This window comes from Bacillus sp. FSL R5-0422 (genome assembly GCF_038610765.1).
GTDB lineage: Bacteria > Bacillota > Bacilli > Bacillales > Bacillaceae > Bacillus > Bacillus pumilus_O.
Genome location: NZ_CP152014.1, coordinates 3,616,417 through 3,641,587, shown reverse-complemented (window position 1 = coordinate 3,641,587; position 25,171 = coordinate 3,616,417). Strand labels below are relative to the sequence as shown.

Here is a 25,171-nt window from a genome sequence, read left to right as displayed (position 1 = left end):
AAGACTTCTCCCCCCTCCTTTTCTTTTTAAAATGACCAGTATCAAACTGTTATAGAACACGAAAAAGAGCAAATGGTCATCACCATTCGTGCACATACATTGTTGAAAACAAATAATATAGTAGAAAAACGTCTTTTCGACAAATCACACAGTCTGTGGATAAACAATTCAACAAGCTGTGTAATATCTTTCCACAGGTTGTCCACAATTTGTGGATAACATAAATAGGTCAGATAAGTAATTAAGAGTTAAAACACAAATATAATATCAAAATAAACAAGATGGCGCAATGGGTGTCACAAACTTATCCACACACTTTACATCCTGTTGAAAAATAATTATCCACATCAGTTATTTGTGTGAAAAAAATGTCGATAATGAATGTGGATAGTCTAAATATGCCGAAAACATATCCACACCCTTGTTATGAAGACCTTTTAGGAGGAAAAAGAGAAGAAAATGTTAGAAACTAAAAAAGAAGGTTTCTTCGTTTGATAAATTATGTTATGCTTATAAGGTTGATAATAAGAGTTTTATCATTGATATTGACAATCGATGGGTTACACAAATATAATGAGTTAGACTGTCTTAAACAGCTATTCCTCAGGGAGGTGTCATACATGAAAAGAACGTTTCAACCAAATAACCGTAAGCGTAGTAAAGTTCATGGCTTCCGCAGCCGTATGAGTTCTAAGAACGGACGTCTAGTTTTAAAGCGACGCCGCAGCAAAGGTAGAAAAAAATTATCAGCTTAGGCCACTGAATAATGTCAGTGGTCTTTTTTACATAAAATCGTAAATGAACTGTCAGTTTTTATCGGAGTGGAAGAAAACATGAAGAAGCGAAACAGGCTAAAAAAAAATGAAGAGTTTCAAAAAGTGTTTAAAAAAGGTCAATCAATGGCGAATCGTCAATTCGTTATTTACCAGCTGGATCAACCAAATCAAGATGAACTGCGTTTAGGATTGTCTGTGAGTAAGAAGATTGGTAATGCAGTGATGAGAAATCGAATTAAACGACTGATCCGTCAGGTGTTTTTAGAGGAAGGTCATAAGTTAAAGCAAGAAAAAGACTACATTGTCATTGCGAGAAAACCAGCAAGTGAATTGACCTTTGAAGAAACAAAGAAGTCTCTCCAACATTTATTTAGAAAATCCGCTGTTTATCAACAACAACCGAAAAAGTCTTCGTAATAGAAACTTTCGTTGAATCAATTTTTAAAAGCGCTTCCTTCATCTAGTGAATTAAAATGAAACCACCACTTTGTAATGAAAAAATGTTACCATACTGATTAGGTGAGTCACTTTCGTAATCAATTCCAACTTAAATAAAGTTTGAAGTAATGGGAGGAATCTTGTTGAAAAGGCGATTATTACTAATATTTAGCTTGATTGGCGCATTGGTTCTATTGGCAGGATGTACACAAATTAATGAACCAATCACATCAGATAGTAAGGGATTCTGGAACTCTTATATTGTTTACCCGCTATCTCAATTAATCACGTACATGGCAAATTTGACTGGTGAAAACTACGGAGTTGCGATCATTATTGTGACACTGTTAATCCGCTTGCTCATTTTACCATTAATGATTAAGCAGTTAAGAAGTACAAAAGCAATGCAAGCATTACAGCCTGAACTGAAAAAGCTTCGTGAAAAATATAGCTCTAAAGATCAAAAAACTCAGCAGCAGCTTCAGCAGGAAACAATGGCTCTTTTCCAAAAAAATGGCGTCAATCCATTAGCCGGATGTTTCCCGATTTTAATTCAGATGCCAATCCTAATCGGATTCTATCATGCGATTATGAGAACAGCTGAAATTAAAAAGCATACTTTCTTATGGTTTGACTTAGGTAGTCCAGATCCATTATTCCTATTACCGATCATTGCGGGGGTAGCTACTTTCATTCAGCAAAAACTGATGATGGCTGGAAATCCTTCGGACAACCCTCAAATGGCGATCATGTTATGGGTTATGCCGATTATGATCATTGTATTTGCTATTAGTTTCCCAGCAGCACTTTCATTGTACTGGGTTGTAGGTAACATTTTCATGATCATCCAAACATTAGTGATTAAAACTCCTCAAGTAAAATTAGATACAAAAGAAAAAGCTGGCGGGAATAAAAAATGAAGGAAATAACTGCTGTCGGTCGCACAATCGAAGAAGCAGTAGATTCCGGACTTAAACAAATTCAGCTTCTAAAACAAGAAGTAGACATCACAATTGTGGATGAAGGAAATAAAGGGTTTTTAGGATTATTTGGTAAAAGACAAGCTGTAGTCAAATTGGTAGAAAAGAGAAATGCTCTTAAATTAGCTACACAATATTTAGATAATATTGTTAAATCTATTGATCCTAAAGCGAAGATTGTTTCCAAACAGGAGCCGAAAAAGATTTCTTTCCACATTGATGGAGATAAAACGTCATTAATGATTGGAAAAAGAGGACAAACTTTGTACTCTTTAGAAACTTTGGTACAGTTAGTGTTTAATCGCTATTCTGATCAGTATCATCATATTACCATTGATATTGGAGATTATAGGAAGAAGCGACAAGAAGCACTTGAACAATATGCCGTCAAGACGGCAAACAAAGTTTTAAAAACGAAGAGAAAAGTTCACTTAGAACCAATGCCTTCGAACGAACGAAAAGTAATTCATGATACGATCGCTACTTTTTCTAAAGAACTAGCAACGGCATCGGAAGATACAGGTAGTAAGCGTCATGTAGTGGTGCTGTATAAAAAATAACAGAAAGACTAGAATTCAGCAAAGCTGGATTTTAGTCTTTTTTTATTGAAAAATTGTGTTTCTATAGAAGATTCATCCTTTATTTCTAAAAAGTTAGGGTGTAAGTTGAGTCGAAAATGCCATTTTTACAAGTAAACGAAGGCATCGGGGCGTTTAAATTTATCGGGTTTCGGTGTAAGATGTGAAGATAAGTTTAGAACGTCGTTATTCACATGTGGATAAGTTAAGTGTTAAAATAGATAGGATGCAAAGCTGTGGATAATTGGATAGAGGATACTTTCACTTCGCTTTCATTTATGGTATCTTTAAATTTTGGATTAAGCGTTTTTGATATAGAGATGGACAACGTCCATTTAATAGATAAAAGACTGTCTATTAAAATAGAGAAAGAGGTGATTGAGCGATGGATACAATTGCAGCCATTTCGACACCGATGGGTGAAGGAGCAATTGCGATTATTCGTTTAAGTGGGCCTGAAGCGGTGCAGATCGCTGATAGGATGTATAAAGGACCTAAGGAGAAAAAACTTGTATCAGTGGATTCTCATACCATCCATTATGGTCATATTGTGGATGCAAGAACTGATCAAGTAATAGAAGAGGTCATGGTGTCAGTACTTCGAGCGCCAAAAACATTTACGAGAGAAGACGTTATTGAGATTAACTGCCATGGCGGAATTGTAACGGTCAATAAAGTATTGCAGCTTGCTTTAAGAGAAGGAGCAAGATTAGCGGAGCCAGGTGAGTTCACAAAGCGTGCTTTCTTAAATGGAAGAATAGATCTATCGCAAGCAGAGGCTGTCATGGACTTGATTCGGGCAAAGACGGATCGGGCGATGAATGTAGCGATCACTCAAATGGAGGGACGTCTCTCCGGTTTGGTTCAGCGACTGCGCGGCGAGATCCTAGAAACACTGGCGCATATTGAAGTCAATATTGACTACCCTGAGTATGACGATGTTGAAGAAATGACACATCGCGTCTTAGTGGAAAAAGCGACATCGGTCAAAAAAGAAATTGAGTCGCTACTCTCGACTTCTCACCAAGGGAAAATTCTTCGAGAGGGCTTATCCACTGTCATTATAGGAAGGCCAAATGTTGGAAAGTCTTCCTTGTTGAATAGCCTTGTACAGGAAACAAAGGCCATTGTCACAGATATTCCTGGAACTACGAGAGACGTTATTGAGGAATATGTGAATGTACGAGGCGTACCTCTCCGTCTAGTCGATACTGCGGGTATACGTGAGACAGAGGACATTGTTGAGCGTATAGGGGTTGAACGATCTAGACAGGTCTTAAAAGAAGCTGACCTGATTTTACTTGTGCTCAATTATAGCGAAGAATTATCGGAAGAAGATATTAAACTTTTTGAGGCTGTCTCAGGTATGGATATCATCGTGATTGTGAATAAGACAGACCTTGAGCCTAAGCTTGATGTAGAAAAGGTCAAGCAGTTAGCAAAGGATCGTCCGGTGGTCACTACATCATTATTACAAGAAAAGGGCATTGATGAGCTTGAAATGGCAATTCAATCACTGTTCTTCACTGGATCAATTGAAAGTGGAGATTTAACGTATGTAAGTAATACAAGGCATATTGCTCTTCTTCAGGCAGCAAAACAATCAATTGAAGATGCTCTTGAAGGAATTGAAATGGATGTACCAATCGACATTGTTCAAATAGATTTAACACGCTGCTGGGAACAGCTCGGTGAAATTATAGGAGATGCTGTTCATGAAAGCTTGATTGATCAGTTATTCTCTCAATTCTGTTTAGGAAAGTAAAGGGAGGAACATAAGAAATGGGTTATGAAGCTGGCAATTATGACGTCATCGTCGTGGGTGCCGGTCATGCTGGGGTTGAGGCTGCTCTTGCTTCTGCAAGACAGGGCGCTAAAACACTTGTATTGACTATCAACCTCGATATGGTTGCTTTTATGCCATGTAATCCGTCCGTAGGCGGTCCTGCAAAAGGGATTGTCGTTAGAGAAATTGATGCACTGGGCGGAGAAATGGCACGAAATATAGATAAGACGCATATTCAAATGCGCATGCTGAATACGGGGAAAGGACCTGCTGTTCGTGCTTTAAGAGCGCAAGCAGACAAGTTCCAATATCAGCATGAAATGAAAAAAACAATGGAAAATGAACCGAACCTGACAATGCTGCAAGGTATGGTGGATCATTTAATTGTAGAAGATGAGGAATGTAAAGGTGTTGTTACACAAACAGGGGCAAACTATCGTGCGAAGTCTGTTGTATTAACGACGGGAACTTTCTTAAAAGGTCGCATTATTTTAGGGGATCTATCGTATTCAAGTGGTCCTAATAACCAGCAGCCATCCATCAAATTATCGGATCATTTAGCAGAGTTAGGATTCGATTTGGTTCGCTTTAAAACAGGAACACCTCCTCGAGTGAATAGTCACTCGATTGACTATAGTAAAACAGAAATTCAACCAGGTGATGACGTTCCGCGGGCGTTCTCCTATGAAACAGTTGAATATATTACAGACCAACTGCCATGCTGGTTAACATATACAAGTTTAGAAACACATCAAATTATTGATGAGAATCTTCACCGTTCTCCAATGTATTCAGGTATGATTAAAGGAACTGGTCCTAGATACTGCCCTTCCATTGAAGACAAAGTGGTTCGTTTCAATGACAAACCGAGACATCAAATTTTCTTAGAGCCAGAAGGTCGTAATACGCAGGAAGTGTATGTTCAAGGATTATCTACAAGTCTTCCAGAGGATGTACAGCAGCGCATGCTTTCTACCATCCCTGGGCTCGAAAATGTCCAAATGATGAGAGCGGGTTATGCCATTGAGTATGATGCAATTGTGCCTACTCAGTTGTGGCCTACACTCGAGACGAAGAAAATTTCTGGATTATATACAGCTGGCCAAATTAATGGTACGTCTGGCTATGAAGAAGCAGCAGGTCAAGGAATTATGGCAGGTATTAATGCAGGAAGAAAAGCATTGGGTAAAGAAGAAGTCATTTTAAGCCGATCTGATGCATATATCGGTGTTCTCATAGATGATCTTGTCACAAAGGGAACAAATGAACCTTACCGTCTTTTAACATCCCGTGCAGAGTATCGTTTGCTTCTTCGTCATGACAATGCGGATTTAAGATTAACTGAACTTGGCTATCATATTGGATTAATATCTCAAGAAAGATTCCAAGCATTCCAGCAGAAAAAAGAAGCCATTGAAGCAGAGAAAAAACGTTTATATTCAGTCATCATCAAACCTACAGCTGAGACACAAGAGTTTATTCGTTCACTTGGTGGAAGTGAGCTGAAGGACGGTATTCGTGCTAGTGATTTGATGAAGCGTCCAGAAATGAACTATGAATCAGTTGTGAGGTTAGCTCCTGCTGAAACACCGCTTCCTTCTGATGTGTGTGAGCAGGTAGAGATTCAAATTAAATACGAAGGTTATATCGAAAAGTCACTCCAACAAGTTGAAAAGCTGAAAAAGATGGAGAACAAAAAGATTCCTGATCGTATTGATTATGACGCCATCAAAGGAATTGCAACTGAAGCGAAACAAAAGTTGAAAGAAGTCCGACCGCTTTCTGTTGCACAGGCTTCTCGTATTTCAGGCGTTAATCCTGCTGATATTTCTATCCTTTTAGTATATTTAGAGCAGGGACGTATTGCGAAGATAGCAGAATAGAAAGGATGTCGGTATGAACATTGAACAATTTACAGCAGCACTAGAGGAGAAAGGGATCACTCTTTCTCCTGTGCAGCTTGAACAATTTGAAACTTACTTCCGCATGCTTGTAGAATGGAACGAGAAAATGAATTTGACGTCCATTACTGAAAAGGAAGAAGTGTATTTAAAGCATTTTTATGATTCCATTTCCGCATCATTTTTCATTGATTTTCACAAAGTGACGACGATTTGCGATATTGGAGCTGGTGCTGGTTTCCCGAGCATTCCTCTTAAAATTTGCTTCCCTCATCTACATGTGACCATTGTTGATTCTCTTCAGAAACGAATTACGTTTCTTAATGAGTTAGCAAAAGGGTTAAACTTACAAGATACTACTTTTTATCATGATCGTGCGGAGACGTTTGGACAACGTAAGGAAAAGCGTGAAAGCTATGATCTTGTCACTGCTAGAGCAGTTGCGCGTTTATCTGTCTTGAGCGAACTATGTCTCCCCCTTGTAAAAAAGGAAGGGCTGTTTGTGGCATTAAAAGCATCTGCTGCTGATGAAGAAATGCAAGCAGGGAAGAAAGCCGTTACTGTCCTCGGAGGAGAGGTTGTTGAAAAGCATTCCTTTGTTCTTCCTTTAGAAGAAAGCGAACGGAACATTATTGTCATTAAAAAGAAAAAGCAAACACCAAAAAAATATCCTAGAAAACCAGGAACACCTAATAAATCACCAATAGAAGGTTGATCATGTAAAAGGTCGGTTTTTCTTCAATATTTAAGATTTTACAGAAGGAAAAAACATGAGAAAATAGAATTATAAAAAGGTAGTTTTTAAAGGTGGTGTAGGTTCATGAAGCATTCACTCTCACGCTTCTTCGGGCTTGGTGACAAAGAACATCCTGAGCGTGAAACCGAAATAGAGGCAGAGATTGCTGAGCATGATACATTAAAGGAAGAGATACAGGAGCTCCCGGTTGACACAATTATGCCAAACCGTTTTCAGCCACGCACCATTTTTTCAGAAGAAAAGATACATGAGCTGGCCACGACGATTCATACCCATGGCATTATTCAACCTATTGTCGTCAGACCGACAGAAGAAGAAGGAAAATATGAACTGATCGCCGGTGAAAGACGATGGAGAGCGGTACAGACTCTTCAATGGGAGAAAATCCCCGCTATTATAAAAGATTTTACTGATACGGAAACGGCATCTGTCGCATTGATTGAAAATTTGCAAAGAGAAGAGCTGTCTGCTATTGAAGAGGCTCATGCCTATGCACGTCTTTTAGAGCTTCATGATTTAACACAGGAAGCGCTTGCTCAGCGTTTAGGTAAGGGACAATCTACTGTTGCAAACAAACTAAGACTTTTAAAGTTGCCTGAAGAGGTACAACAAGCCATTTTAGAGAAAAAAATCTCTGAAAGGCATGCACGTTCACTTGTACCCCTAAAGCTTCCAGAATTACAAATCGCACTCTTGCAGGAAATCATCGAAAAGCAGCTGAATGTAAAACAGGCTGAAGAGCGTGTAGTGAAAATGCTTGAACAAAAAACAGATCGCAAACCGAAGCCAAAACGTAAGGCGTTTAGTCGTGATACACGAATTGCGATGAATACCATTCGTCAGTCTCTCCATATGGTAGAAGACAGCGGGCTTAAAATAAATACCGAGGAAGAAGAATTTGAGGAATATATCCAATTAACAATTCGGATTCCTAAATAGAAAAAAGCTGATGAGAGCCACTCGTCAGCTTTTTTTATTGATTCTACATTATATTTACTTATTATTCATAAATTGGTAGAATGTGATTTTCATAGAGGGAAGGAGGTGACATGACTCGATGAAAATGAAAAAGATGAATCTTGTTATTATTTGTTATTTACTGTTTTCTTTTTCTCTTTTTACAAATGAAACAACCATATTTGCTGTGAACTCGCCAACGGCTGCTCCAGATGAAAGCCCGCTGACCAAAAAAGAACTGAACGTCCTGAAGAAACAAGATGTTGTTTCAAAAGAGATCACTTTAGATCAATTAAATCATGAACATGAGTCTCAGGACGACACTATTGACTTGATTTCAGCTGGCGATCATTTGAAAGATTATGGCTTACAACAAAACAAGCAGAATGAGTTTGTGACGGATGAAAAGCCTCACACCATCAAGCACCTTTTAGGAAGGCCGTATCCTGGTACCAATATTATACCTAAAAAAGGGGATATCTTGGTGACAAACACTGATGCTGTGAAGGGTATCGTTGGACATGCAGGTATCGTCATTAATGAGGAAAGTTTTGCTTCTATTCCCGGGTTTCGACAGCATCCTCAGCTTGATTCCATTCTTAACTGGTTTCGCTATAATGCCAACACAAAGGTCATTCGGATTAATCAAAAGGAAACAGCAGACCTGGCAGGGGAATGGGCGCGCGATTATGTGAAAGCTCATCCAACTGCTCGATACTCCATCACTATGTCCATTCAATCACTGGATCCGACCTATTGTTCAAAGATTGTGTGGCAGGCCTATGCCAAAACAGGCGATGCTGTAGGTCATGCGACATTTACCATTAAGACACCCTATGGATTCTTAAAAAAGAGAAGCTACAAAACGGTGACCCCTAAGATCATTGTGAACGAAGGCCGAACAATTGGTGGATTACAATTTTGATAGATGCCCTCACTTTTGATGCAAGTGAGGGTTTTTTATGCTGATTTTTTTCTTCAATAGTTATATTGATATATTTTTTACTGTGTTTAAATTCGTTTTTTCATGTGCGAAAATAGACATTTGCCGACGAATATATAATGGAGAAACAAAAAAAGCAAACGTTTCATACTTTTTTTGATAGAATAGGAAGTATGAATGAATGAGAAACTTGTTAAGTTGAAAGTGGGTGTCATCGTGGGAAAAATCATAGCGATTACCAACCAGAAGGGCGGCGTCGGGAAGACGACAACTTCTGTTAATTTGAGTGCGTGTTTAGCATACATAGGTAAACGAGTGTTGTTAGTTGATATTGATCCGCAGGGTAATGCCACGAGTGGTATTGGGATTGAGAAGGCCGACGTAGAAAAGTGCGTGTACGATATTTTAGTTGATGATGCAGATGTTCTTGATGTGATTAAGACGACAGAGGTCGAAAATCTCGATGTCATTCCTGCGACGATACAACTTGCAGGGGCTGAAATAGAGCTTGTGCCTACGATTTCACGAGAAGTGAGATTGAAGAGAGCACTTGAGTCTGTTAAGCAAAATTATGATTATATGATTATTGACTGCCCGCCATCACTCGGATTACTGACGATTAATGCGTTAACCGCATCCGATTCCGTTTTAATTCCGGTACAGTGTGAATATTATGCGCTTGAAGGATTGAGCCAATTATTAAACACTGTTCGTCTCGTGCAGAAACATTTAAATACGGATCTTGCCATTGAAGGTGTATTGCTGACAATGCTTGATGCACGAACAAATCTTGGGATTCAAGTCATCGAAGAGGTGAAGAAATACTTCAGAGATAAGGTCTATCAGACCGTGATTCCGCGAAATGTAAGACTGAGTGAAGCGCCTAGTCATGGGAAACCGATTATCTTGTATGATCCACGTTCAAGAGGTGCAGATGTCTATTTAGACTTAGCAAAGGAAGTGGATGCGAATGGCTAAAGGTCTTGGAAAGGGTATTAATGCACTATTTAACACTGTAGATTCAAATGAAGAAACGGTTGAAGAAATCAAAATAAAGGATTTGCGTCCGAACCCGTATCAGCCAAGGAAAACGTTTGATGAAGATGCATTGTCTGATCTGAAAGAATCTATTCAGCAGCATGGTGTGTTACAGCCGATCATTGTCCGCAAATCGATTAAAGGATATGACATTGTAGCAGGTGAACGTCGTTTCCGTGCAGCTCAACAAGCTGGTTTGACAACGATTCCTGCGATCGTCAGAGAATTTTCAGAAACGCTGATGAGAGAGATTGCCCTTTTAGAAAACTTGCAACGCGAGGATTTATCTCCATTAGAAGAAGCGGAAGCCTATGCTTCCTTGCTAGATCACCTAAGTGTGACGCAAGAGGAATTAGCGAAGCGATTAGGGAAGAGCAGACCGCATATTGCGAATCATCTCCGCCTTTTGACTTTACCGGATGAAGTACAAAAGCTGATTGCAGATGGTACGTTATCGATGGGACATGGAAGAACCTTGCTTAGCTTGAAAAACAAAAATAAGCTGGCGCCATTGGTAAAGAAAATCGTGGACGAGGGTTTAAACGTACGTCAGGTTGAGAAACTTGTTCAGCAGTTAAACGAAAATGTTCCACGTGAAACAAAGAAAAAAGAAGCACCAAAGGATCGAGTGTTGAAAGAAAGAGAGTCTTTCTTACAAAACTACTTTGGCACTTCAGTGTCGATCAAGAAACAGAAGAAAAAAGGAAAAATAGAGATTGAATTTCTCTCCAACGAAGATTTAGAAAGAATCCTCGAATTGCTTTCTACGAGAGAATCATCAGAGTGACCATCTTGATACGAGATGGTCTTTTTTATATTCTCCCAGTGATATTTTGAATAGGAGCAAAGAGAGAACGACTTTTTTCTCTTGTCCAATCCATTTGATCAATATGAGATAGACTTTCAGAAAGTGTATTGGCCATAGACATGACAAGATGAAGGCGTGTGTTTTGGAGAACGAAGTATTCCATAAAGCCGCTCACATTGACGATCCCATTAATATGAATATCTCCTACCTCTGGCAGCTCTTTTTGTACACCCGCTCCAGGCTTTAACGGTCCATCTCCAATTTGGAAGGAGCCTACACTTTTCACTCTTCCTAAACAGGCATCAATTGCTACAATAAATGGATGTTTATGAGCTTGTTCAATTTCAGCAAGCTTTTCTTTTAAATTAACCGCATGAACTGGGTCAGAGAGCGTTCCATATACATGAAGCTTTTTCAAATCAAGACCTGAAAGCTTTGTACCAACAAGTGGACCTAGAGAGTCGCCAGTTGAGCGGTCTGTTCCAATACAAACGATGGCAACGGGTCTTTTTCCTGCTTTCTGAAGATGCGAGAATAAAATACTTTTAAGCTGTTGAATGGCGTTTGTATCCGTATGGGACACGTATTCTTTCACCCTATTTCTAAAAAAAAGACCGTTCTTGCTATTCATAGGTCTCACTTCCTTGTCATAGTAGTTAGTAACAGTATACGGAAACAAGCTTAATTCTATACCTATGAGGTGATGATTGTGTGGAAGGCTGGTTCAAGGTGGACGCTTTTAATTTTAGGAAGCTTAATAGGAGCGGGGTATGCTTCCGGCCAAGAAATTTGGCAGTTTTTTGGCATTGATAGTGGACTAGCCATTCTACTGTTTACATTGATGTTCATGCTGTCTACCTATGTGGTGTTAAAAATTAGTTATGAGGTACGTGCCGATCACTTTGTGCCAGTGCTAGAGCGGCTTGTCGGTCCATGGCTGGCTAAAGTGTATGACGTTTTAATTGTCCTTTATTTATTCACGACAACGACAGTCATGATTGCCGGTGGTGGGGTGACGCTAGAGATGTATCATGTGCCATTTTGGGTGGGGATCGGTGCCTTTTGTCTATTTTCATTTATGATTTTTTTCTGGGATGTGAAAGGGCTCTTATCTGTGAATGCTTTCATTATACCAATTTTGGTGGCGGGGCTCATCTATGCGTTTGTTTTTTATTATATGAACCATGATCATATGTGGCGGATTGATTTTGGACAGCAGTACAATTGGCCTGCCAGTATTGTCTTTGCTTCTTTGAATATATTATCTGTGGTCGCAGTGCTGTCTTCGGTTGGGAAAGAAATGAAGGGGCTTGGAGAGGCAAAAGTGGCGAGTATATTAAGTGGTCTGATTTTTGGGGTTATCTCGTACGTGTATAACGAAATACTGGTTGATATTTCTGGGAGCCTATCAGCAGAAGGCATTCCCTTGTTTACAGTATTAGAAGGAGCGCCAACATCATTGTTTGTTTTTATGACCGTTGTCCTTTGTCTAGCCATTTATACGACGACAGCGGCAGGTTTATTTGGTTTATCCAGCCGAATGCTCTCTTTTGTACCATTGCCTCGATGGTTGGTGGTGCTCATAATGCTTCTTTTAATGGCGCCTTTGACATCTCTTGGGTTTGCCGATTTGATTGCTTTCTTGTATCCAATATATAGCTTGCTGAATCTTTATTTGCTTGTCTGTTTAATGCTATATCCGATTTTAAGTAAAAAGATATTTTCTCACCCTAAAAATTATATTGATAAAATAAAATAAGCACCTCTCTTTGGCAGAGCTGTGCTTATTTTATACGAATAGAATCAATGGCTTCTTTGATATCATCATAGACTGGCATTTGCTTAAGACGCTGAAGGCGTTCCTCTAGTTCTGAAATGGCTTGTCCTTTTAAGTGCTGAGAGATGTGTTGTTTGACAATGGTCGTCTGGTTGATCATGTCTTCTGTTTTAGACAATTGATACTCCAAGTGCACGCGAGTGTTTGCTAATTCGTCATGCAGTCGCATTTTGAGCAGCCGTTTTAGATCCTTTCGCTGTCCTTCTCTTCGTATGGCCTGAATGGCGGCTATCTCTTCTGGGGACTGCGTTTGTGTTTGTGGTGCTGATTGATTTTCAAATACAGACATGGAGCGGCGGGCACTCACATTTTGCAAGAAACGCTGGGCGTCACTAGGAGGTTTATTTTGATTGATCATGCGGCGACTCCTTTCTTAATGAATACCCATTTGCATCGCAAGGCGCCTATCTGCCTTGGCGTAATCATCACCCATTGTGTACATATGTCTTGAAAGGGTAGAAAGTTCTTGTTCGTAATCTCTCAAGGTGTACAGGGCATTCAGTTGTTTTTCATGTGAATAAAAGGAGGAATGAGGTTGTTCCATCCTCACTTCTTCTACTAGTGCTTCCACATCACTTGGACTTAATAAATCATAGTGACCAAAGCCGACGAGTCCTTTGAGCTCTTGTTTTACATGCTGGACGGCGTCTTTTACACTTTCATCGATCCCATCAATTTTATCAAATATAGTGTGTACTTCATGATCAATCACACTTTGGAGATCGTAGGATGAATTTTTCAGTAAATGGGATTTTATGATAATTTCTAGACCGCTTTGTGCATATGCACGTCCAGAATGGATTTCTTGCAACAGCATGGCTGTAAAACTTGTATTATGATCAAGTTGTTCATCTAAAATCCGGGCAGATCCATCTTTGTGGAATGAATACCCATTTTCTTTTAAGTTTCCAGAAATTAGAGCTAAAAAAGCATTTGTATCAAAGGATTCGTTCCATTCTATATTCATAGACGCAAAAGCTGATTTTAAAAAGGTATCAATTTCTCTTTGTTTATATTTAACCGATTCTTGGACGGCGCTTTGTCGCTGTGGCGGCACGGTGTACTTAACTTGACCAACTCCATGATCATGACGATTGAGTAAACCTACATAATGACTAGGTTGAATATATTCAGTCAAGACCCGTGTATATTGACCTTGCTGCGCTTTCTGCTGAATCGAAGGTGCCAGACTGCTCCAAATATTGGGGCTATCAAAGGTGATGGCTTTTTTGACAGCTGGTTGTTCTGTTGCAACATAAGCACAAACAGCACCGGCAAGGGCTTGTCCAGTGAGATAAATACCTGCATTGGGGTGCTTCTGACTGATTTGCTCTATGTATTTCTTCCCTTTATAAAAGACATGATCTTGATTGCTTTCAAAGGACTTCCTTTGAATGGGATAGGCATAATCTGTTTTAAGCAATGACTGTGCCGCGATGTGTACATCTTGTGGCGAGGTCACCGGCATTTGATTCGGCATCGGACAGTGAAAAGCGACGATGAACTCATCTGTTTTCTCCGGTTGCATCGTTAAACCATATAATTGATGATCGACCTTGAGAAAATCGTGGACAGTGAGCGTTTGTTGACCTATTTCTATCGTATGGTGCTGCTGGTAATTATCTATGTTTCCAGCATGATCGGATATGATTTTATATTCTTTATCAGTTAATCTATCCTTTCGATTGACCATCGTACCTGCTCCCTCACATAACATTTATGCAGATATCATAAATCAAAAAATATGGAAAAACCACAGCGTTCTACCAATAAAAACCTTTTGGCCTACAGTGTTTGTGACAATATTGAAAAAAAGCGGAGTTTAAGTAACTATTGGTCACAAATAAAATGATCTAAAAGAAGGGTTTTTTTTATAAACAAGAATAGGAGAAAAAGGGTCTTTGCTTTGTGCATTGCTCTACATCGTCGTTTTTTTGTACAATAGATTCAATGAAGTGAGCAAGAGAGGTGAAAGCTGATGGCAGACAAAGCGTTTGGGTTACATGACGTCGTTGAAATGAAGAAACCCCATCCATGTGGTGTCAATCGGTGGAAAGTGATTCGATTGGGCATGGATATTCGTATTAAATGTGAAGGCTGCGGACATAGCGTCATGATCCCAAGGAGAGACTTTGAACGAAAAATGAAGAAAATTCTCGTCAAGCATGAGGAGCCAACTGCTTAAGTAGGCCTCATGCTTTTTTGATGAAATTTGTCTTTTGTATAGAAAAATTAGATGCAAATTCCCGTTTTAAAGGATTGATTTATTCTTTTTGGCAATGTTTCTTCTATTGATAATGCATAACGGTTAGCTTGTCTTTTCATGTAAACCTACTTATAATTGCTCTAGGTTCATATTACGCAGTATAACGAGCACGTTTGATATAGAGGAGATGAAAGAATGGCTTTAACAGCTGGTATTGTTGGCTTACCTAACGTCGGGAAGTCAACGCTATTTAATGCAATTACACAGGCTGGAGCGGAGTCTGCTAACTATCCGTTTTGTACCATTGATCCAAACGTCGGAATTGTAGAAGTTCCAGACGAGCGTTTGCAAAAACTAACAGAATTGGTGCAGCCGAAAAAGACAGTTCCGACTGCTTTTGAATTCACTGATATTGCCGGTATTGTCAAAGGAGCTTCAAAAGGTGAAGGTTTAGGGAATAAATTCCTTTCTCACATTCGTCAAGTAGATGCGATCTGTCACGTGGTGAGAGCTTTTGCAGATGATAACATCACACACGTATCAGGTAAGGTTGACCCTGTGTCAGATATCGAAACCATTAATTTAGAGTTGATTTTGGCTGATTTAGAAACAGTTGAAAAACGTTTGGCTCGTGTGAGTAAGCTTGCAAAACAAAAGGATAAGGAAGCGGTAGCTGAATTTGATATTTTGTCGAAGCTAATGCATGCATTTGAAGCTGGGAAATCGGCAAGATCTGTAGAATTTACAGAGGAGCAACAGAAACTTGTGAAACAGCTTCATTTACTCACATCTAAACCAGTTCTTTATGTAGCAAATGTGAGTGAGGATGAAGTAGCAGATCATGACGGCAACGAGTATGTGCAGCAAATCCGTGAGTTTGCTTCCGGTGAAAATGCTGAAGTCATCGTCGTATGTGCGAAGATCGAGTCTGAAATTGCAGAGCTTGAAGGGGAAGAGAAACAGATGTTCCTTGAAGAGCTTGGCATTAAAGAGTCAGGTCTAGATCAGCTGATTCAAGCATCTTATTCACTTCTTGGTTTAGCTACTTATTTCACAGCAGGTGAGCAGGAAGTACGCGCTTGGACGTTTAAAAAGGGAATGAAGGCGCCGGAATGTGCTGGAATCATTCATACAGACTTTGAGCGTGGGTTCATTCGTGCGGAAACGGTTGCATATGAAGATTTACTTGCTGGCGGGAGCATGTCTGCTGCAAAAGAGGCTGGAAAAGTCCGTCTAGAAGGTAAAGAATATGTAGTGAAAGATGGAGACGTTATTCATTTCCGTTTTAATGTATAGGTTCTTGTCATAGGCCAAGTAATTTGTTATAATATACAATTGTGAGTAATATAATTTATTGCTCCTTGCCCGTTTAGGGCCGCTTAGACCAAAAGGAGGTGCAATCAGATGAGAAAGTACGAAGTTATGTACATCATCCGCCCAACAGTTGACGATGAGGCTAAAAAAGCAGTTATCGAGCGTTTCAATAACGTGTTAACTTCTAACGGTGCGGAGATCACTGGAACAAAGGATTGGGGTAAACGTCGTCTTGCATACGAAATCAACGATTTCCGTGAAGGCTTCTACCAAATCGTAAATGTTCAATCTGACGCTGCAGCAGTTCAAGAATTTGACCGCTTAGCTAAGATCAGTGACGATATCATTCGCCACATTGTTGTTAAAGAAGAAGTATAAATCATTGAAATATATATTTAAAGGTGGTCTTTCAATATGCTAAACCGTGTTGTATTGGTCGGAAGACTAACAAAAGACCCTGAGCTTCGCTACACGCCTAATGGTGCGGCTGTAGCCACGTTTACTCTAGCTGTGAATCGTACGTTTACGAATCAATCTGGAGAGCGTGAAGCCGATTTCATTAACTGTGTTACTTGGAGAAGACAAGCCGAGAATGTGGCTAATTTCTTGAAAAAAGGAAGTCTTGCCGGTGTAGACGGTCGTTTGCAGACAAGAAACTATGAAAATCAGCAAGGACAGCGTGTCTTCGTGACAGAGGTTCAAGCTGAGAGTGTTCAATTTCTTGAGCCTAAGAGCGGCGGTGCTGGTTCAGGTGGATACAGCGGCGGTGGCAATAGCGGAGGCCAGTATTATGGCGGTAGCCAAAACGATCAGAATCCATTTGGAAATGAACCAAGTCAAAATCCATATGGCAATCAAAGCAACCAACAAAATCGTAATCAGGGAAATAGCTTCAATGATGACCCATTTGCGAATGACGGTAAACCGATTGACATCTCCGATGATGATTTGCCATTCTAATTGATCTGAAAAAACAATGACTAAAGGAAAGGTGTGAAAACAAATGGCAGGTGGACGCAGAGGCGGTCGTGCGAAACGTCGTAAAGTATGTTTCTTTACTTCTAACGGTATCACGCACATCGATTACAAAGATGTTGATCTTCTTAGAAAGTTTGTTTCTGAGCGTGGTAAAATTTTACCTCGTCGTGTAACAGGAACTAGCGCTAAGTATCAACGTAAATTGACATTAGCGATTAAAAAATCACGTCAAATGGCATTACTTCCATACGTTACTGGTGAGTAAGTCGTTGACTTAAAAGCGGAGAGCCTCGAGCTCTCCGCTTTTTTTTATTGTCTCAAGAAGATCTCACCTGAACTGGCTAGAGCTGATTTTGGCGGACATTCTAGGGGAAGTATGTAAAAGAGACAGTTTGTTCTATACAAATATGGGGTCGATCTGTCATATTGGTAGTCAAGAAAATAATTGCAGTCAGGGCGTGGAAAGATGATTGAATTTAGGAAGGTATCAATGCAATTTTCAGATGAACGTTATGCTGTTGAATCGGTTGATTTAGAGATTCAGAAGGGCGAGTTCTTTGTTTTCATTGGACCTAGTGGAAGCGGGAAAACGACGACATTGAAAATGATCAATCGTCTCATTTCTTCTACAGAAGGTGAGATTTACATAAAGGGTCAAAAAATAAATGATTATGATATGTACGAGTTGCGCTGGGATATTGGGTATGTTCTGCAGCAAATTGCTCTTTTTCCTCATATGACCATTGAAGAAAATATTGCTGTGGTTCCAGAGCTCAAACGATGGAGCCGTCACGAGATCAATAAGCGAGTGGAGGAATTGATGCAGATGGTTGGGCTTGACCCTGCTATGTATCGACATCGGAAGCCGTCAGAGCTATCTGGTGGACAGCAGCAGCGTGTTGGTGTGGCACGTGCACTTGCAGCTGATCCTGAGATTATCTTGATGGATGAACCCTTTAGTGCGTTAGATCCACTAACGAGGGAGAAATTGCAGGATGATCTGCTTGATTTGCAGCGCCGTATTCAAAAGACCATTGTCTTCGTGACGCATGATATGCAGGAGGCGATGAGACTCGGTGATCGGATTTGTATCATGAAAGAAGGGAAAGTGGTGCAGATTGGTCGTCCAGAGGAATTGGTTCAACACCCAGTCAATGCTTTTGTTCGAGAGTTTGTCTCAGGTGCTGCTCGCCATGTAGGACAACAAGCGTTTGAGCTAGAGGCCATGGCTAGACCAATGCCTGATGAGTCTCTTTTAGGCTATGAAGCAATCACAACACATGCCACGCTGAATGAGGTCTTATCCGAATTGGCAAAGCATGAGGAATTGGCTGTGGAAAAGGACGGGGAGCGAATTGGACTAGTGAATCGTCAAGCGGTGATTCAGTTTTTAGTTGATTCTCCTAGAGAGAGGGGCGAGTCACATGAATGATTGGATCAATCTGTTTTTAGATCGAAAAGAACAATTGGGTCATGCATTACTTGAGCATATTCAAATTTCGTTTATTGCTTTATTTTTAGCCATTTTGATTGCCATTCCATTAGGTATCTATTTAACGAGGGTGCCAAAGCTTGCAGAATGGGTGATTGGGGTGACGGCGGTCTTGCAAACAATCCCGTCTCTTGCGCTGCTTGGCTTGCTGATTCCTCTTGTTGGGATTGGGCAAGTGCCTGCGATTATTGCGCTTGTCGTTTATGCCCTCCTCCCGATTTTAAGAAATACATATACAGGCATTCAGGAGGTCGATCCTTCCCTGAGAGAAGCGGCACTTGCTATGGGAATGAATCACAGCAAACGATTATTAAAGGTAGAGCTGCCTCTAGCCATGCCAGTTATCATGGCAGGTATCCGAACCGGGATGGTTCTCATCGTGGGAACTGCCACTCTTGCCGCACTGATCGGAGCTGGGGGATTAGGAAGCCTCATTTTATTAGGAATTGACCGAAATGATATGGCACTCATTGTCATTGGTGCTATACCAGCTGCCTTACTCGCACTCTTATTTGATGTGGTACTGCGCACGTTTGAGAGAATCTCTTTTAAAAAGACTGTGATCTCTGTGACGGTTTTTGCTGTGATTGCAGGAGCTATTGTCGCGGGCCCATTATTGTTTCAACAAGAAAAAAAAGAAATCACCATCGGTGGAAAGTTAGGATCAGAGCCTGAAATTCTAATCTCGATGTATAAACTTTTAATTGAACAGGATACGGATATTCAAGTCAATCTTAAGCCTGGTCTTGGCAAGACGTCTTTTGTTTTTCAAGCTTTACAGTCTGGTGATATTGACATTTATCCTGAGTTTACGGGTACTGCAATTTCTGAGTTCCTCAAACAAACAGCGAAAAGCACAGATAAAGAAAAAGTGTATGAGCAAGCGCGGCGCGGTTTGGAATCATCCTTTCAGCTCCGCCTTCTTGAGCCGATGGCTTACAACAATACGTATGCTTTAGCCGTGCCTCAGTCGTTGGCTGATCAATATGATGTATCTAATATTTCAGATCTAGGCAAGATCAAGAATCGCATAAAGGCTGGATTTACCTTAGAATTTTCTGATCGACAGGATGGGTATCGAGGTATTCAAAAGACCTATCAGTTTTCCTTTGATGATGTAGTGACGATGGAACCGAAGCTTCGGTATCGAGCGATTCAAAAAGGGGATATCAATTTAGTCGATGCCTATTCGACAGACAGTGAATTGAGGCAATACAAGTTAAAGGTGCTTAATGATGATCAGCATGTTTTCCCGCCATATCAAGGAGCACCGCTGTTAAGGCAAGAGACATTAACGGAGTACCCTGAGATTGAGACCTCTCTCAATAAGCTCGGGGGTCAAATTACAGACGATGAGATGAGAGAAATGAATTATGAAGTGAATGTGCAAGGTAAGGATGCATTTCAGGTAGCGAAAGCCTATTTAAAAAAGAAAAAATTACTGCATTAATCAAGGAAGAGCAGGTCTGTTATGTAAAAGCAGATCTGCTTTTTTAAAAGGAAAAACAAAAATCGTTGACTTTTATTTAAAAACATCATATCCTTAATTCGAGATAAATATATTTTTTTAATTTAATATCTCGAATTCGAGATAATATAAAGACAGCAGTCAAGACATAATGAATAGAGGCTTGTTACTTCATGATAGGAGGTCATTAGAAGTGAAGAAAACAGAAGGAATTCACCATATCACAGCAATTGTAGGGCATCCTCAGGAGAACGTTGATTTTTATGCAGGTGTTTTAGGACTTCGTCTCGTGAAGAAGACCGTGAATTTTGATGATCCAGGTACTTACCATTTATATTTTGGAAATGAAGGAGGATCTCCGGGAACGATTATTACGTTTTTCCCTTGGCCAGGTGCTCAAAAGGGACAAATTGGCGCGGGTCAAGTGGGGGTGACGACATATGTTGTACCATCAGGCGCTTTCTCTTTCTGGAAGGAACGTCTTGAGCAGTTTGATATTTCTTATGAAATGGTTGAACGCTTTGATGAAGCCTTTCTCTCATTTGAAGATCCACACGGCTTGTTGATAGAGCTAGTAGAACGTGCGGAGGGAAAACAAAATGATTGGACATTTAACGGAGTTACGCCAGATGTAGCGATAAAAGGGTTTGGGGGAGCTGTTTTATTAACATCACAGCCAGAGCAAACGATGCAGCTGCTAGAACAAACAATGGGATTCGAACGAGTTGGAGCAGAAGAGGATTATGTAAGATTCCGTTCATTTGGTGAGATAGGCAATGTCATTGATGTGAACAAGACACCTGTTGCACGCGGACGTATGGGTGTTGGGGTGGTGCATCATATTGCATGGAGAGCGACCGATGATCATGATCAGTTAGATTGGCAAAGACATATTGCACAAAGCGGGTATCAAGTGACACCTGTGCAAGATCGAAATTACTTCAATGCGATTTATTTTAGAGAGCTTGGCGGCATATTATTTGAAATTGCAACTGATCCTCCAGGGTTTGCCCACGATGAATCAGTGGAAACTATGGGTGAAGCATTGAAACTTCCACCACAATATGAAGCGCAGCGCAGTCAGATTGAACAAATTGTGCTACCGATAGAAGTGAGAGAGTTGAAAGGGAAAGGAGACGCATGATGAAACATCTTTTTCGTAAAGGAAAGAATGATCAAAGACCTGTTTTGTTATTACTGCATGGTACTGGCGGGACAGAAGAAGATTTATTGCCGCTTGCCGATTTAGTCGATGCTGACGCTTCTGTTCTTAGTGTGAGAGGAAATGTGTTGGAAAACGGTATGCCGCGCTTTTTCAGACGTTTAGCAGAGGGTATTTTCGATGAACAGGATTTAATTGAGCGGACAGAGGAACTGTATACATTTATCGGAGACGCAGCAGATAAATATGGATTCGATCGTCATAATGTCGTCGCTCTCGGATATTCCAATGGGGCGAACATTGCAGGAAGTCTTTTATTCCATTACGAGGATGCGTTAAAAGGAGCGATCCTGCATCATCCAATGGTTCCAAGACGCGGTGTTTCATTGCCTTCATTGGCGGGGAAACAAGTCTTTATCGCAGCTGGTGAAAATGACCCAATGTGCCGACCAGAGGAATCACAAGAACTCGAGCAATTGCTGCAAGGCGCAGGCGCTTCGGTCACACTACATTGGGAAAATCGCGGACATCAGTTAACGAGAGAAGAAGTCGATGCTGCGGCATTATGGTATCGTCGTCAATTTTAATGAAGGTAGGGAAAATAGGTGGGATTTTTACAGAAGCTTTTTGGGCAAACCAAACAAAAGGAGATGGAACAAATGGAAAACGTAAAATTAGCAGTTATTTATTATAGTTCAACAGGTACAAACTATCAGATGGCAAAATGGGCAGAGGCTGGAGCGAAAGAAGCTGGCGCCGAAGTGAAAGTATTAAAGGTTGCAGAATTGGCACCAGAAGCAGTTGTAGCATCAAATCCAGCATGGAAAGCACATTTAGACGAAACAAAGGATGTTCCAGAGGTTCAATTAAGTGATTTAGAGTGGGCAGATGCGATCATCTTTAGCATGCCAACACGTTTTGGTAACTTACCGGCTCAAATGAAGCAATTTTTAGACACAACTGGTGGCCTATGGTTCCAAGGGAAATTGGCAAACAAAGCGGTAAGTGCAATGACATCTGCACAAAACCCAAATGGTGGGCAGGAGCAGACCATTCTTAGCCTTTACACAACAATGTTCCACTGGGGAGCGATTATTGCCGCTCCTGGTTACACAGATGACTCATTGTACGGCGCAGGGGGCAACCCATACGGTGTGAGTGTGACTGTTGACCAAAATGGAAAAATCCAAGAGGATGCAGAAGCTGCTGCAAAACATCAAGCAAAACGTACGGTCAATGTAGCAGAATGGATCAAAAAGGGTCAAAACGCTTAATGAATGAATACAAAAAGAATGCAGCCTAGGCGCTGCATTCTTTTTTATTTAATAAGGATCTGATGGTGTGCTGTTGTTAATCGCATCATCCACGGCTTGTGCGGCGCCAGTTGAGCCTATAGGTCCGCTTGGCTGTTCTTGTTTGAAGGCCTTTAAGCCGTCAGCGACACGCTTTCCGTAGTCAGGGTCTGCCTTTGTAAAGTTTTCGATCATTTGCGCTTGAATGTCCTTTTGACAAGTCGCAAGAGTGTTGACTAAGTTCTTAATCAATTCCTCACGTTCCCAATCATTGAAGCGGCGATACGTTTCTCCGGCTTGTCCGAAGTTGTTTGGGCGGTCAATAGCTTCCCGTTTGACGTCACCCTCAACAAAAGGCGTATGATCCTTCCCGTCCTGCTTAGCTTCTTTTAGTCCGCCGAGGATCGATGGTTCATAATTTACATGGGGGTTTTGGCCTTTGCCTTGATCGACCTGGTATTCCATTTGCCCATCTCTTTGATTCGTGGCGACATGCTTTTTCGGGGCATTGATCGGCAGCTGTAAATAGTTCGGTCCCACTCGATATCGCTGCGTGTCAGAGTAAGAGAAGGTGCGTCCTTGGAGTAATTTATCATCTGAGAAATCCAAGCCGTCTACAAGAACGCCAGTCCCAAAGGCAACTTGCTCAACTTCTGCGAAATAATTTTCTGGATTTTTGTTTAATACCATTCGTCCAATAGGCTTCCATGGATAGTCATCCTTGTACCATAGCTTGGTTGGATCAAGCGGGTCAAAGTCAAGGTGAGGGTGGGCATCATCTTCCATGATCTGCGCATAGACCTCCCATTCAGGATGATCTCCTTGCTCAATGGCTTCATATAAATCCTGTGTGGCATGATTAAAGTTTTCACCTTGTATCGCTTGAGCCTGTTCTTGTGTCAGATTGCGAATGCCTTGCTTCGGTTCAAAGTGATATTTGACCAGCACCGCTTTTCCTTCATGGTTCACCCATTTGTAGGCATGGACACCTGAGCCTTGCATGTGCCGATAGGTTGCTGGGATGCCCCATGGTGAAAAGAGAAATGTCACCATATGTGTCGCTTCAGGAGATTGCGAGACGAAGTCAAAAATACGCTCGCCGTCCTGACGGTTGGTGACAGGGTCTGGCTTAAACGCATGAACCAAATCGGGAAATTTCAAAGCATCTCGGATAAAGAAAATTTTCAGGTTGTTTCCAACGAGATCCCAGTTACCTTCTTCTGTATAAAATTTAATCGCAAACCCTCTCGGATCGCGCAATGTTTCTGGAGAATGACCGCCGTGAATGACAGAAGAAAAACGGACGAAAACAGGTGTCTTTTTTCCTTTTTCCTGAAATAATTTTGCTCTTGTATAAGTAGAAATAGGTTCATCACCGAATGTGCCATAGGCTTCAAAGTAACCGTGAGCTCCCGCCCCGCGTGCATGGACGACACGTTCAGGAATACGTTCGCGGTCAAAATGACTGATTTTTTCTAGGAAATCGTAGTTTTCAAGCGTAGTCGGGCCTCTATTTCCGACAGTTCTCATATTTTGATTGTCTGTTACGGGGTGACCTTGCCGATTTGTTAAAGTGTCTTCTGACTCTGAAGATGATTTAGGGTGTTGATCTTCTTTCAATTCGAATCCCTCCTTCAATATCTCCCTAACAATATGGTCATCTTTCTCCCTATTTCATACAAGGATTGATATAATGATTGAAAACTTTCACGAGGAGCGAACCTGATGATTCGATTACACTGCCTTCATGCCCATCCGTCTAATCAGTCCTATATAGAAGACGTGTTTGGAGATCCAGATATTGAGTTGCATCACACGGTCGATTCATCATTTATAGAACGTGCCACACAAGATCCAGATTTTCATCCTCACAAGCAACAAGCCTATGCCATCAACAAACTGATGAAAGAAGATGAAGCTGACATCATTCTGCTCACGTGTACACAATACATTGCCGCATTAGGTGATCAAGAGCATCTCTTTAAACAACCAATTGTTCCGATCGATGAACCGTTATTTGAGCTGATTTGTCAGAGAAAAGGGCCGCTTCAACTTGTGTTTTCAAACCCGGATACAGTGGAGGGGACAATGGAGCGGCTTGGATCATATGCAAAAAAGCACGGCAAACAGATTGATGCAGAAGTTATGGTGATGGAGGGTGTCTTTCACCTTTGCCTAAACGGTGAATTGCACGCTTATGAGGAGGAAATTAAAAAGCAGCTCAGAAGATGTATGAAAGAAGATGGGGACATTTGCGTGATGCAGTTATCGATGGTTCATGCGGCACAGCAGATGGTAGAAGAGACAGGTGTTCCGATCATTCATCCGCTTTCTCCACTTAAACAGTATGTCCATCAAACAATATCTGCTTTGAAAGAGTGAACCTGCCTGGTTCGCTCTTTTTGTATAGAAACGGAAATGGGATGACATGTTAAAAAATAATCGAGCGCAAACTATTTT

The 25,171-nt window shown here is 40.8% G+C and carries 27 protein-coding genes; 23 read left to right on the top strand and 4 right to left on the bottom strand.

The window, feature by feature from the left end; translation table 11 throughout:
• Nucleotides 1-620: 620 nt before the first annotated feature.
• The 11 genes from rpmH (at nt 621) to MKX52_RS18590 (ending at nt 10,941) form a co-directional block, all read left to right on the top strand.
• On the top strand, nt 621-755 hold the full coding sequence (rpmH, locus tag MKX52_RS18640; RefSeq protein ID WP_008360908.1) for a 50S ribosomal protein L34: 135 nt from the start codon (nt 621-623) through the stop codon (nt 753-755).
• Nucleotides 756-833: 78 nt separating this feature from the next.
• The gene (gene rnpA, locus MKX52_RS18635; RefSeq protein ID WP_003214983.1) at nt 834-1,193 is read left to right on the top strand and encodes a ribonuclease P protein component; all 360 of its coding nucleotides are present in this window, start codon (nt 834-836) and stop codon (nt 1,191-1,193) included.
• A 158-nt stretch (nt 1,194-1,351) separates the two neighbouring features.
• Nucleotides 1,352-2,134 (top strand): YidC family membrane integrase SpoIIIJ, encoded by a 783-nt coding sequence (gene spoIIIJ, locus MKX52_RS18630; RefSeq protein WP_095117972.1) that lies wholly within the window; start codon nt 1,352-1,354, stop codon nt 2,132-2,134.
• A complete protein-coding gene (jag, locus tag MKX52_RS18625; RefSeq protein ID WP_342491240.1) occupies nt 2,131-2,754 on the top strand; it encodes an RNA-binding cell elongation regulator Jag/EloR in 624 nt (207 codons plus the stop codon). Before spoIIIJ ends, jag begins: the two co-directional genes overlap by 4 nt.
• A gap of 403 nt (nt 2,755-3,157) precedes the next feature.
• Complete coding sequence (mnmE, locus tag MKX52_RS18620) at nt 3,158-4,537, top strand: tRNA uridine-5-carboxymethylaminomethyl(34) synthesis GTPase MnmE (RefSeq protein ID WP_012011921.1); 1,380 nt, start codon at nt 3,158-3,160, stop codon at nt 4,535-4,537.
• A 17-nt stretch (nt 4,538-4,554) separates the two neighbouring features.
• On the top strand, nt 4,555-6,441 hold the full coding sequence (mnmG, locus tag MKX52_RS18615; protein ID WP_342491239.1) for a tRNA uridine-5-carboxymethylaminomethyl(34) synthesis enzyme MnmG: 1,887 nt from the start codon (nt 4,555-4,557) through the stop codon (nt 6,439-6,441).
• Nucleotides 6,442-6,454: 13 nt separating this feature from the next.
• The gene (gene rsmG / locus MKX52_RS18610; RefSeq protein WP_144457382.1) at nt 6,455-7,174 is read left to right on the top strand and encodes a 16S rRNA (guanine(527)-N(7))-methyltransferase RsmG; all 720 of its coding nucleotides are present in this window, start codon (nt 6,455-6,457) and stop codon (nt 7,172-7,174) included.
• Between the two features lie 105 nt (nt 7,175-7,279).
• On the top strand, nt 7,280-8,155 hold the full coding sequence (noc, locus tag MKX52_RS18605) for a nucleoid occlusion protein (RefSeq protein ID WP_342491238.1): 876 nt from the start codon (nt 7,280-7,282) through the stop codon (nt 8,153-8,155).
• A gap of 118 nt (nt 8,156-8,273) precedes the next feature.
• On the top strand, nt 8,274-9,098 hold the full coding sequence (locus MKX52_RS18600; protein ID WP_342491237.1) for an orthopoxovirus pf05708 family protein: 825 nt from the start codon (nt 8,274-8,276) through the stop codon (nt 9,096-9,098).
• A gap of 234 nt (nt 9,099-9,332) precedes the next feature.
• Entirely contained in the window at nt 9,333-10,094 is a 762-nt protein-coding gene (gene soj, locus MKX52_RS18595; protein WP_034620351.1) for a sporulation initiation inhibitor protein Soj, read from the top strand.
• Nucleotides 10,087-10,941, top strand: a complete 855-nt coding sequence (locus tag MKX52_RS18590; RefSeq protein ID WP_041816105.1) for a ParB/RepB/Spo0J family partition protein — start codon at nt 10,087-10,089, stop codon at nt 10,939-10,941. The genes soj and MKX52_RS18590 overlap by 8 nt, the downstream gene beginning before the upstream one ends.
• Before the next feature lie 25 nt (nt 10,942-10,966).
• On the opposite strand, the gene yyaC is transcribed toward MKX52_RS18590, so the two are convergent.
• Nucleotides 10,967-11,593, bottom strand: a complete 627-nt coding sequence (yyaC, locus tag MKX52_RS18585; RefSeq protein ID WP_003215235.1) for a spore protease YyaC — start codon at nt 11,591-11,593, stop codon at nt 10,967-10,969.
• Between the two features lie 72 nt (nt 11,594-11,665).
• Here yyaC and MKX52_RS18580 point away from each other — a divergent pair, with 72 nt between their 5' ends.
• Nucleotides 11,666-12,721 carry a hypothetical protein gene (locus MKX52_RS18580; RefSeq protein ID WP_081112347.1) on the top strand — a complete coding sequence of 352 codons (1,056 nt, stop codon included), beginning with the start codon at nt 11,666-11,668 and terminating at the stop codon, nt 12,719-12,721.
• Nucleotides 12,722-12,746: 25 nt separating this feature from the next.
• Here MKX52_RS18580 and MKX52_RS18575 read toward each other — a convergent pair whose 3' ends face one another.
• Both MKX52_RS18575 and MKX52_RS18570 read right to left on the bottom strand, forming a co-directional pair.
• Nucleotides 12,747-13,157, bottom strand: coding sequence for a hypothetical protein (locus MKX52_RS18575; RefSeq protein ID WP_012011912.1), 411 nt, complete (start codon nt 13,155-13,157; stop codon nt 12,747-12,749).
• Between the two features lie 15 nt (nt 13,158-13,172).
• Nucleotides 13,173-14,492 (bottom strand): hydrolase, encoded by a 1,320-nt coding sequence (locus MKX52_RS18570; RefSeq protein ID WP_342491236.1) that lies wholly within the window; start codon nt 14,490-14,492, stop codon nt 13,173-13,175.
• A 285-nt stretch (nt 14,493-14,777) separates the two neighbouring features.
• Between MKX52_RS18570 and MKX52_RS18565 the strand changes: the two genes are divergently transcribed.
• The 10 genes from MKX52_RS18565 to wrbA all read left to right on the top strand — a co-directional run bounded on the left by MKX52_RS18565 (nt 14,778) and on the right by wrbA (nt 22,693).
• Nucleotides 14,778-14,984: a DUF951 domain-containing protein gene (locus MKX52_RS18565; protein ID WP_012011910.1), complete on the top strand. Its 207-nt coding sequence runs from the start codon at nt 14,778-14,780 to the stop codon at nt 14,982-14,984.
• A 216-nt stretch (nt 14,985-15,200) separates the two neighbouring features.
• The gene (ychF, locus tag MKX52_RS18560; RefSeq protein WP_012011909.1) at nt 15,201-16,301 is read left to right on the top strand and encodes a redox-regulated ATPase YchF; all 1,101 of its coding nucleotides are present in this window, start codon (nt 15,201-15,203) and stop codon (nt 16,299-16,301) included.
• 108 nt (nt 16,302-16,409) lie between these two features.
• Complete coding sequence (rpsF, locus tag MKX52_RS18555; protein ID WP_003215073.1) at nt 16,410-16,697, top strand: 30S ribosomal protein S6; 288 nt, start codon at nt 16,410-16,412, stop codon at nt 16,695-16,697.
• Between the two features lie 36 nt (nt 16,698-16,733).
• Nucleotides 16,734-17,279, top strand: coding sequence for a single-stranded DNA-binding protein SsbA (gene ssbA / locus MKX52_RS18550; RefSeq protein ID WP_003215157.1), 546 nt, complete (start codon nt 16,734-16,736; stop codon nt 17,277-17,279).
• Nucleotides 17,280-17,322: 43 nt separating this feature from the next.
• The gene (gene rpsR / locus MKX52_RS18545; protein WP_008347556.1) at nt 17,323-17,562 is read left to right on the top strand and encodes a 30S ribosomal protein S18; all 240 of its coding nucleotides are present in this window, start codon (nt 17,323-17,325) and stop codon (nt 17,560-17,562) included.
• A gap of 201 nt (nt 17,563-17,763) precedes the next feature.
• Nucleotides 17,764-18,729 carry an ABC transporter ATP-binding protein gene (locus tag MKX52_RS18540; protein WP_342491235.1) on the top strand — a complete coding sequence of 322 codons (966 nt, stop codon included), beginning with the start codon at nt 17,764-17,766 and terminating at the stop codon, nt 18,727-18,729.
• On the top strand, nt 18,722-20,239 hold the full coding sequence (locus tag MKX52_RS18535) for an ABC transporter permease/substrate-binding protein (protein WP_342491234.1): 1,518 nt from the start codon (nt 18,722-18,724) through the stop codon (nt 20,237-20,239). The genes MKX52_RS18540 and MKX52_RS18535 overlap by 8 nt, the downstream gene beginning before the upstream one ends.
• A gap of 169 nt (nt 20,240-20,408) precedes the next feature.
• Nucleotides 20,409-21,401 (top strand): ring-cleaving dioxygenase, encoded by a 993-nt coding sequence (locus MKX52_RS18530; protein ID WP_342491233.1) that lies wholly within the window; start codon nt 20,409-20,411, stop codon nt 21,399-21,401.
• Nucleotides 21,398-22,006: an alpha/beta hydrolase gene (locus MKX52_RS18525; protein ID WP_151022144.1), complete on the top strand. Its 609-nt coding sequence runs from the start codon at nt 21,398-21,400 to the stop codon at nt 22,004-22,006. Before MKX52_RS18530 ends, MKX52_RS18525 begins: the two co-directional genes overlap by 4 nt.
• Nucleotides 22,007-22,078: 72 nt before the next feature.
• A complete protein-coding gene (wrbA, locus tag MKX52_RS18520) occupies nt 22,079-22,693 on the top strand; it encodes an NAD(P)H:quinone oxidoreductase (protein WP_186299398.1) in 615 nt (204 codons plus the stop codon).
• 48 nt (nt 22,694-22,741) lie between these two features.
• On the opposite strand, the gene katX is transcribed toward wrbA, so the two are convergent.
• On the bottom strand, nt 22,742-24,331 hold the full coding sequence (gene katX, locus MKX52_RS18515) for a catalase KatX (RefSeq protein ID WP_342491232.1): 1,590 nt from the start codon (nt 24,329-24,331) through the stop codon (nt 22,742-22,744).
• Between the two features lie 105 nt (nt 24,332-24,436).
• On the opposite strand from katX, the gene MKX52_RS18510 reads away from it, so the two are divergent.
• Nucleotides 24,437-25,093, top strand: a complete 657-nt coding sequence (locus MKX52_RS18510) for a hypothetical protein (RefSeq protein WP_342491231.1) — start codon at nt 24,437-24,439, stop codon at nt 25,091-25,093.
• Nucleotides 25,094-25,171 lie beyond the last annotated feature (78 nt).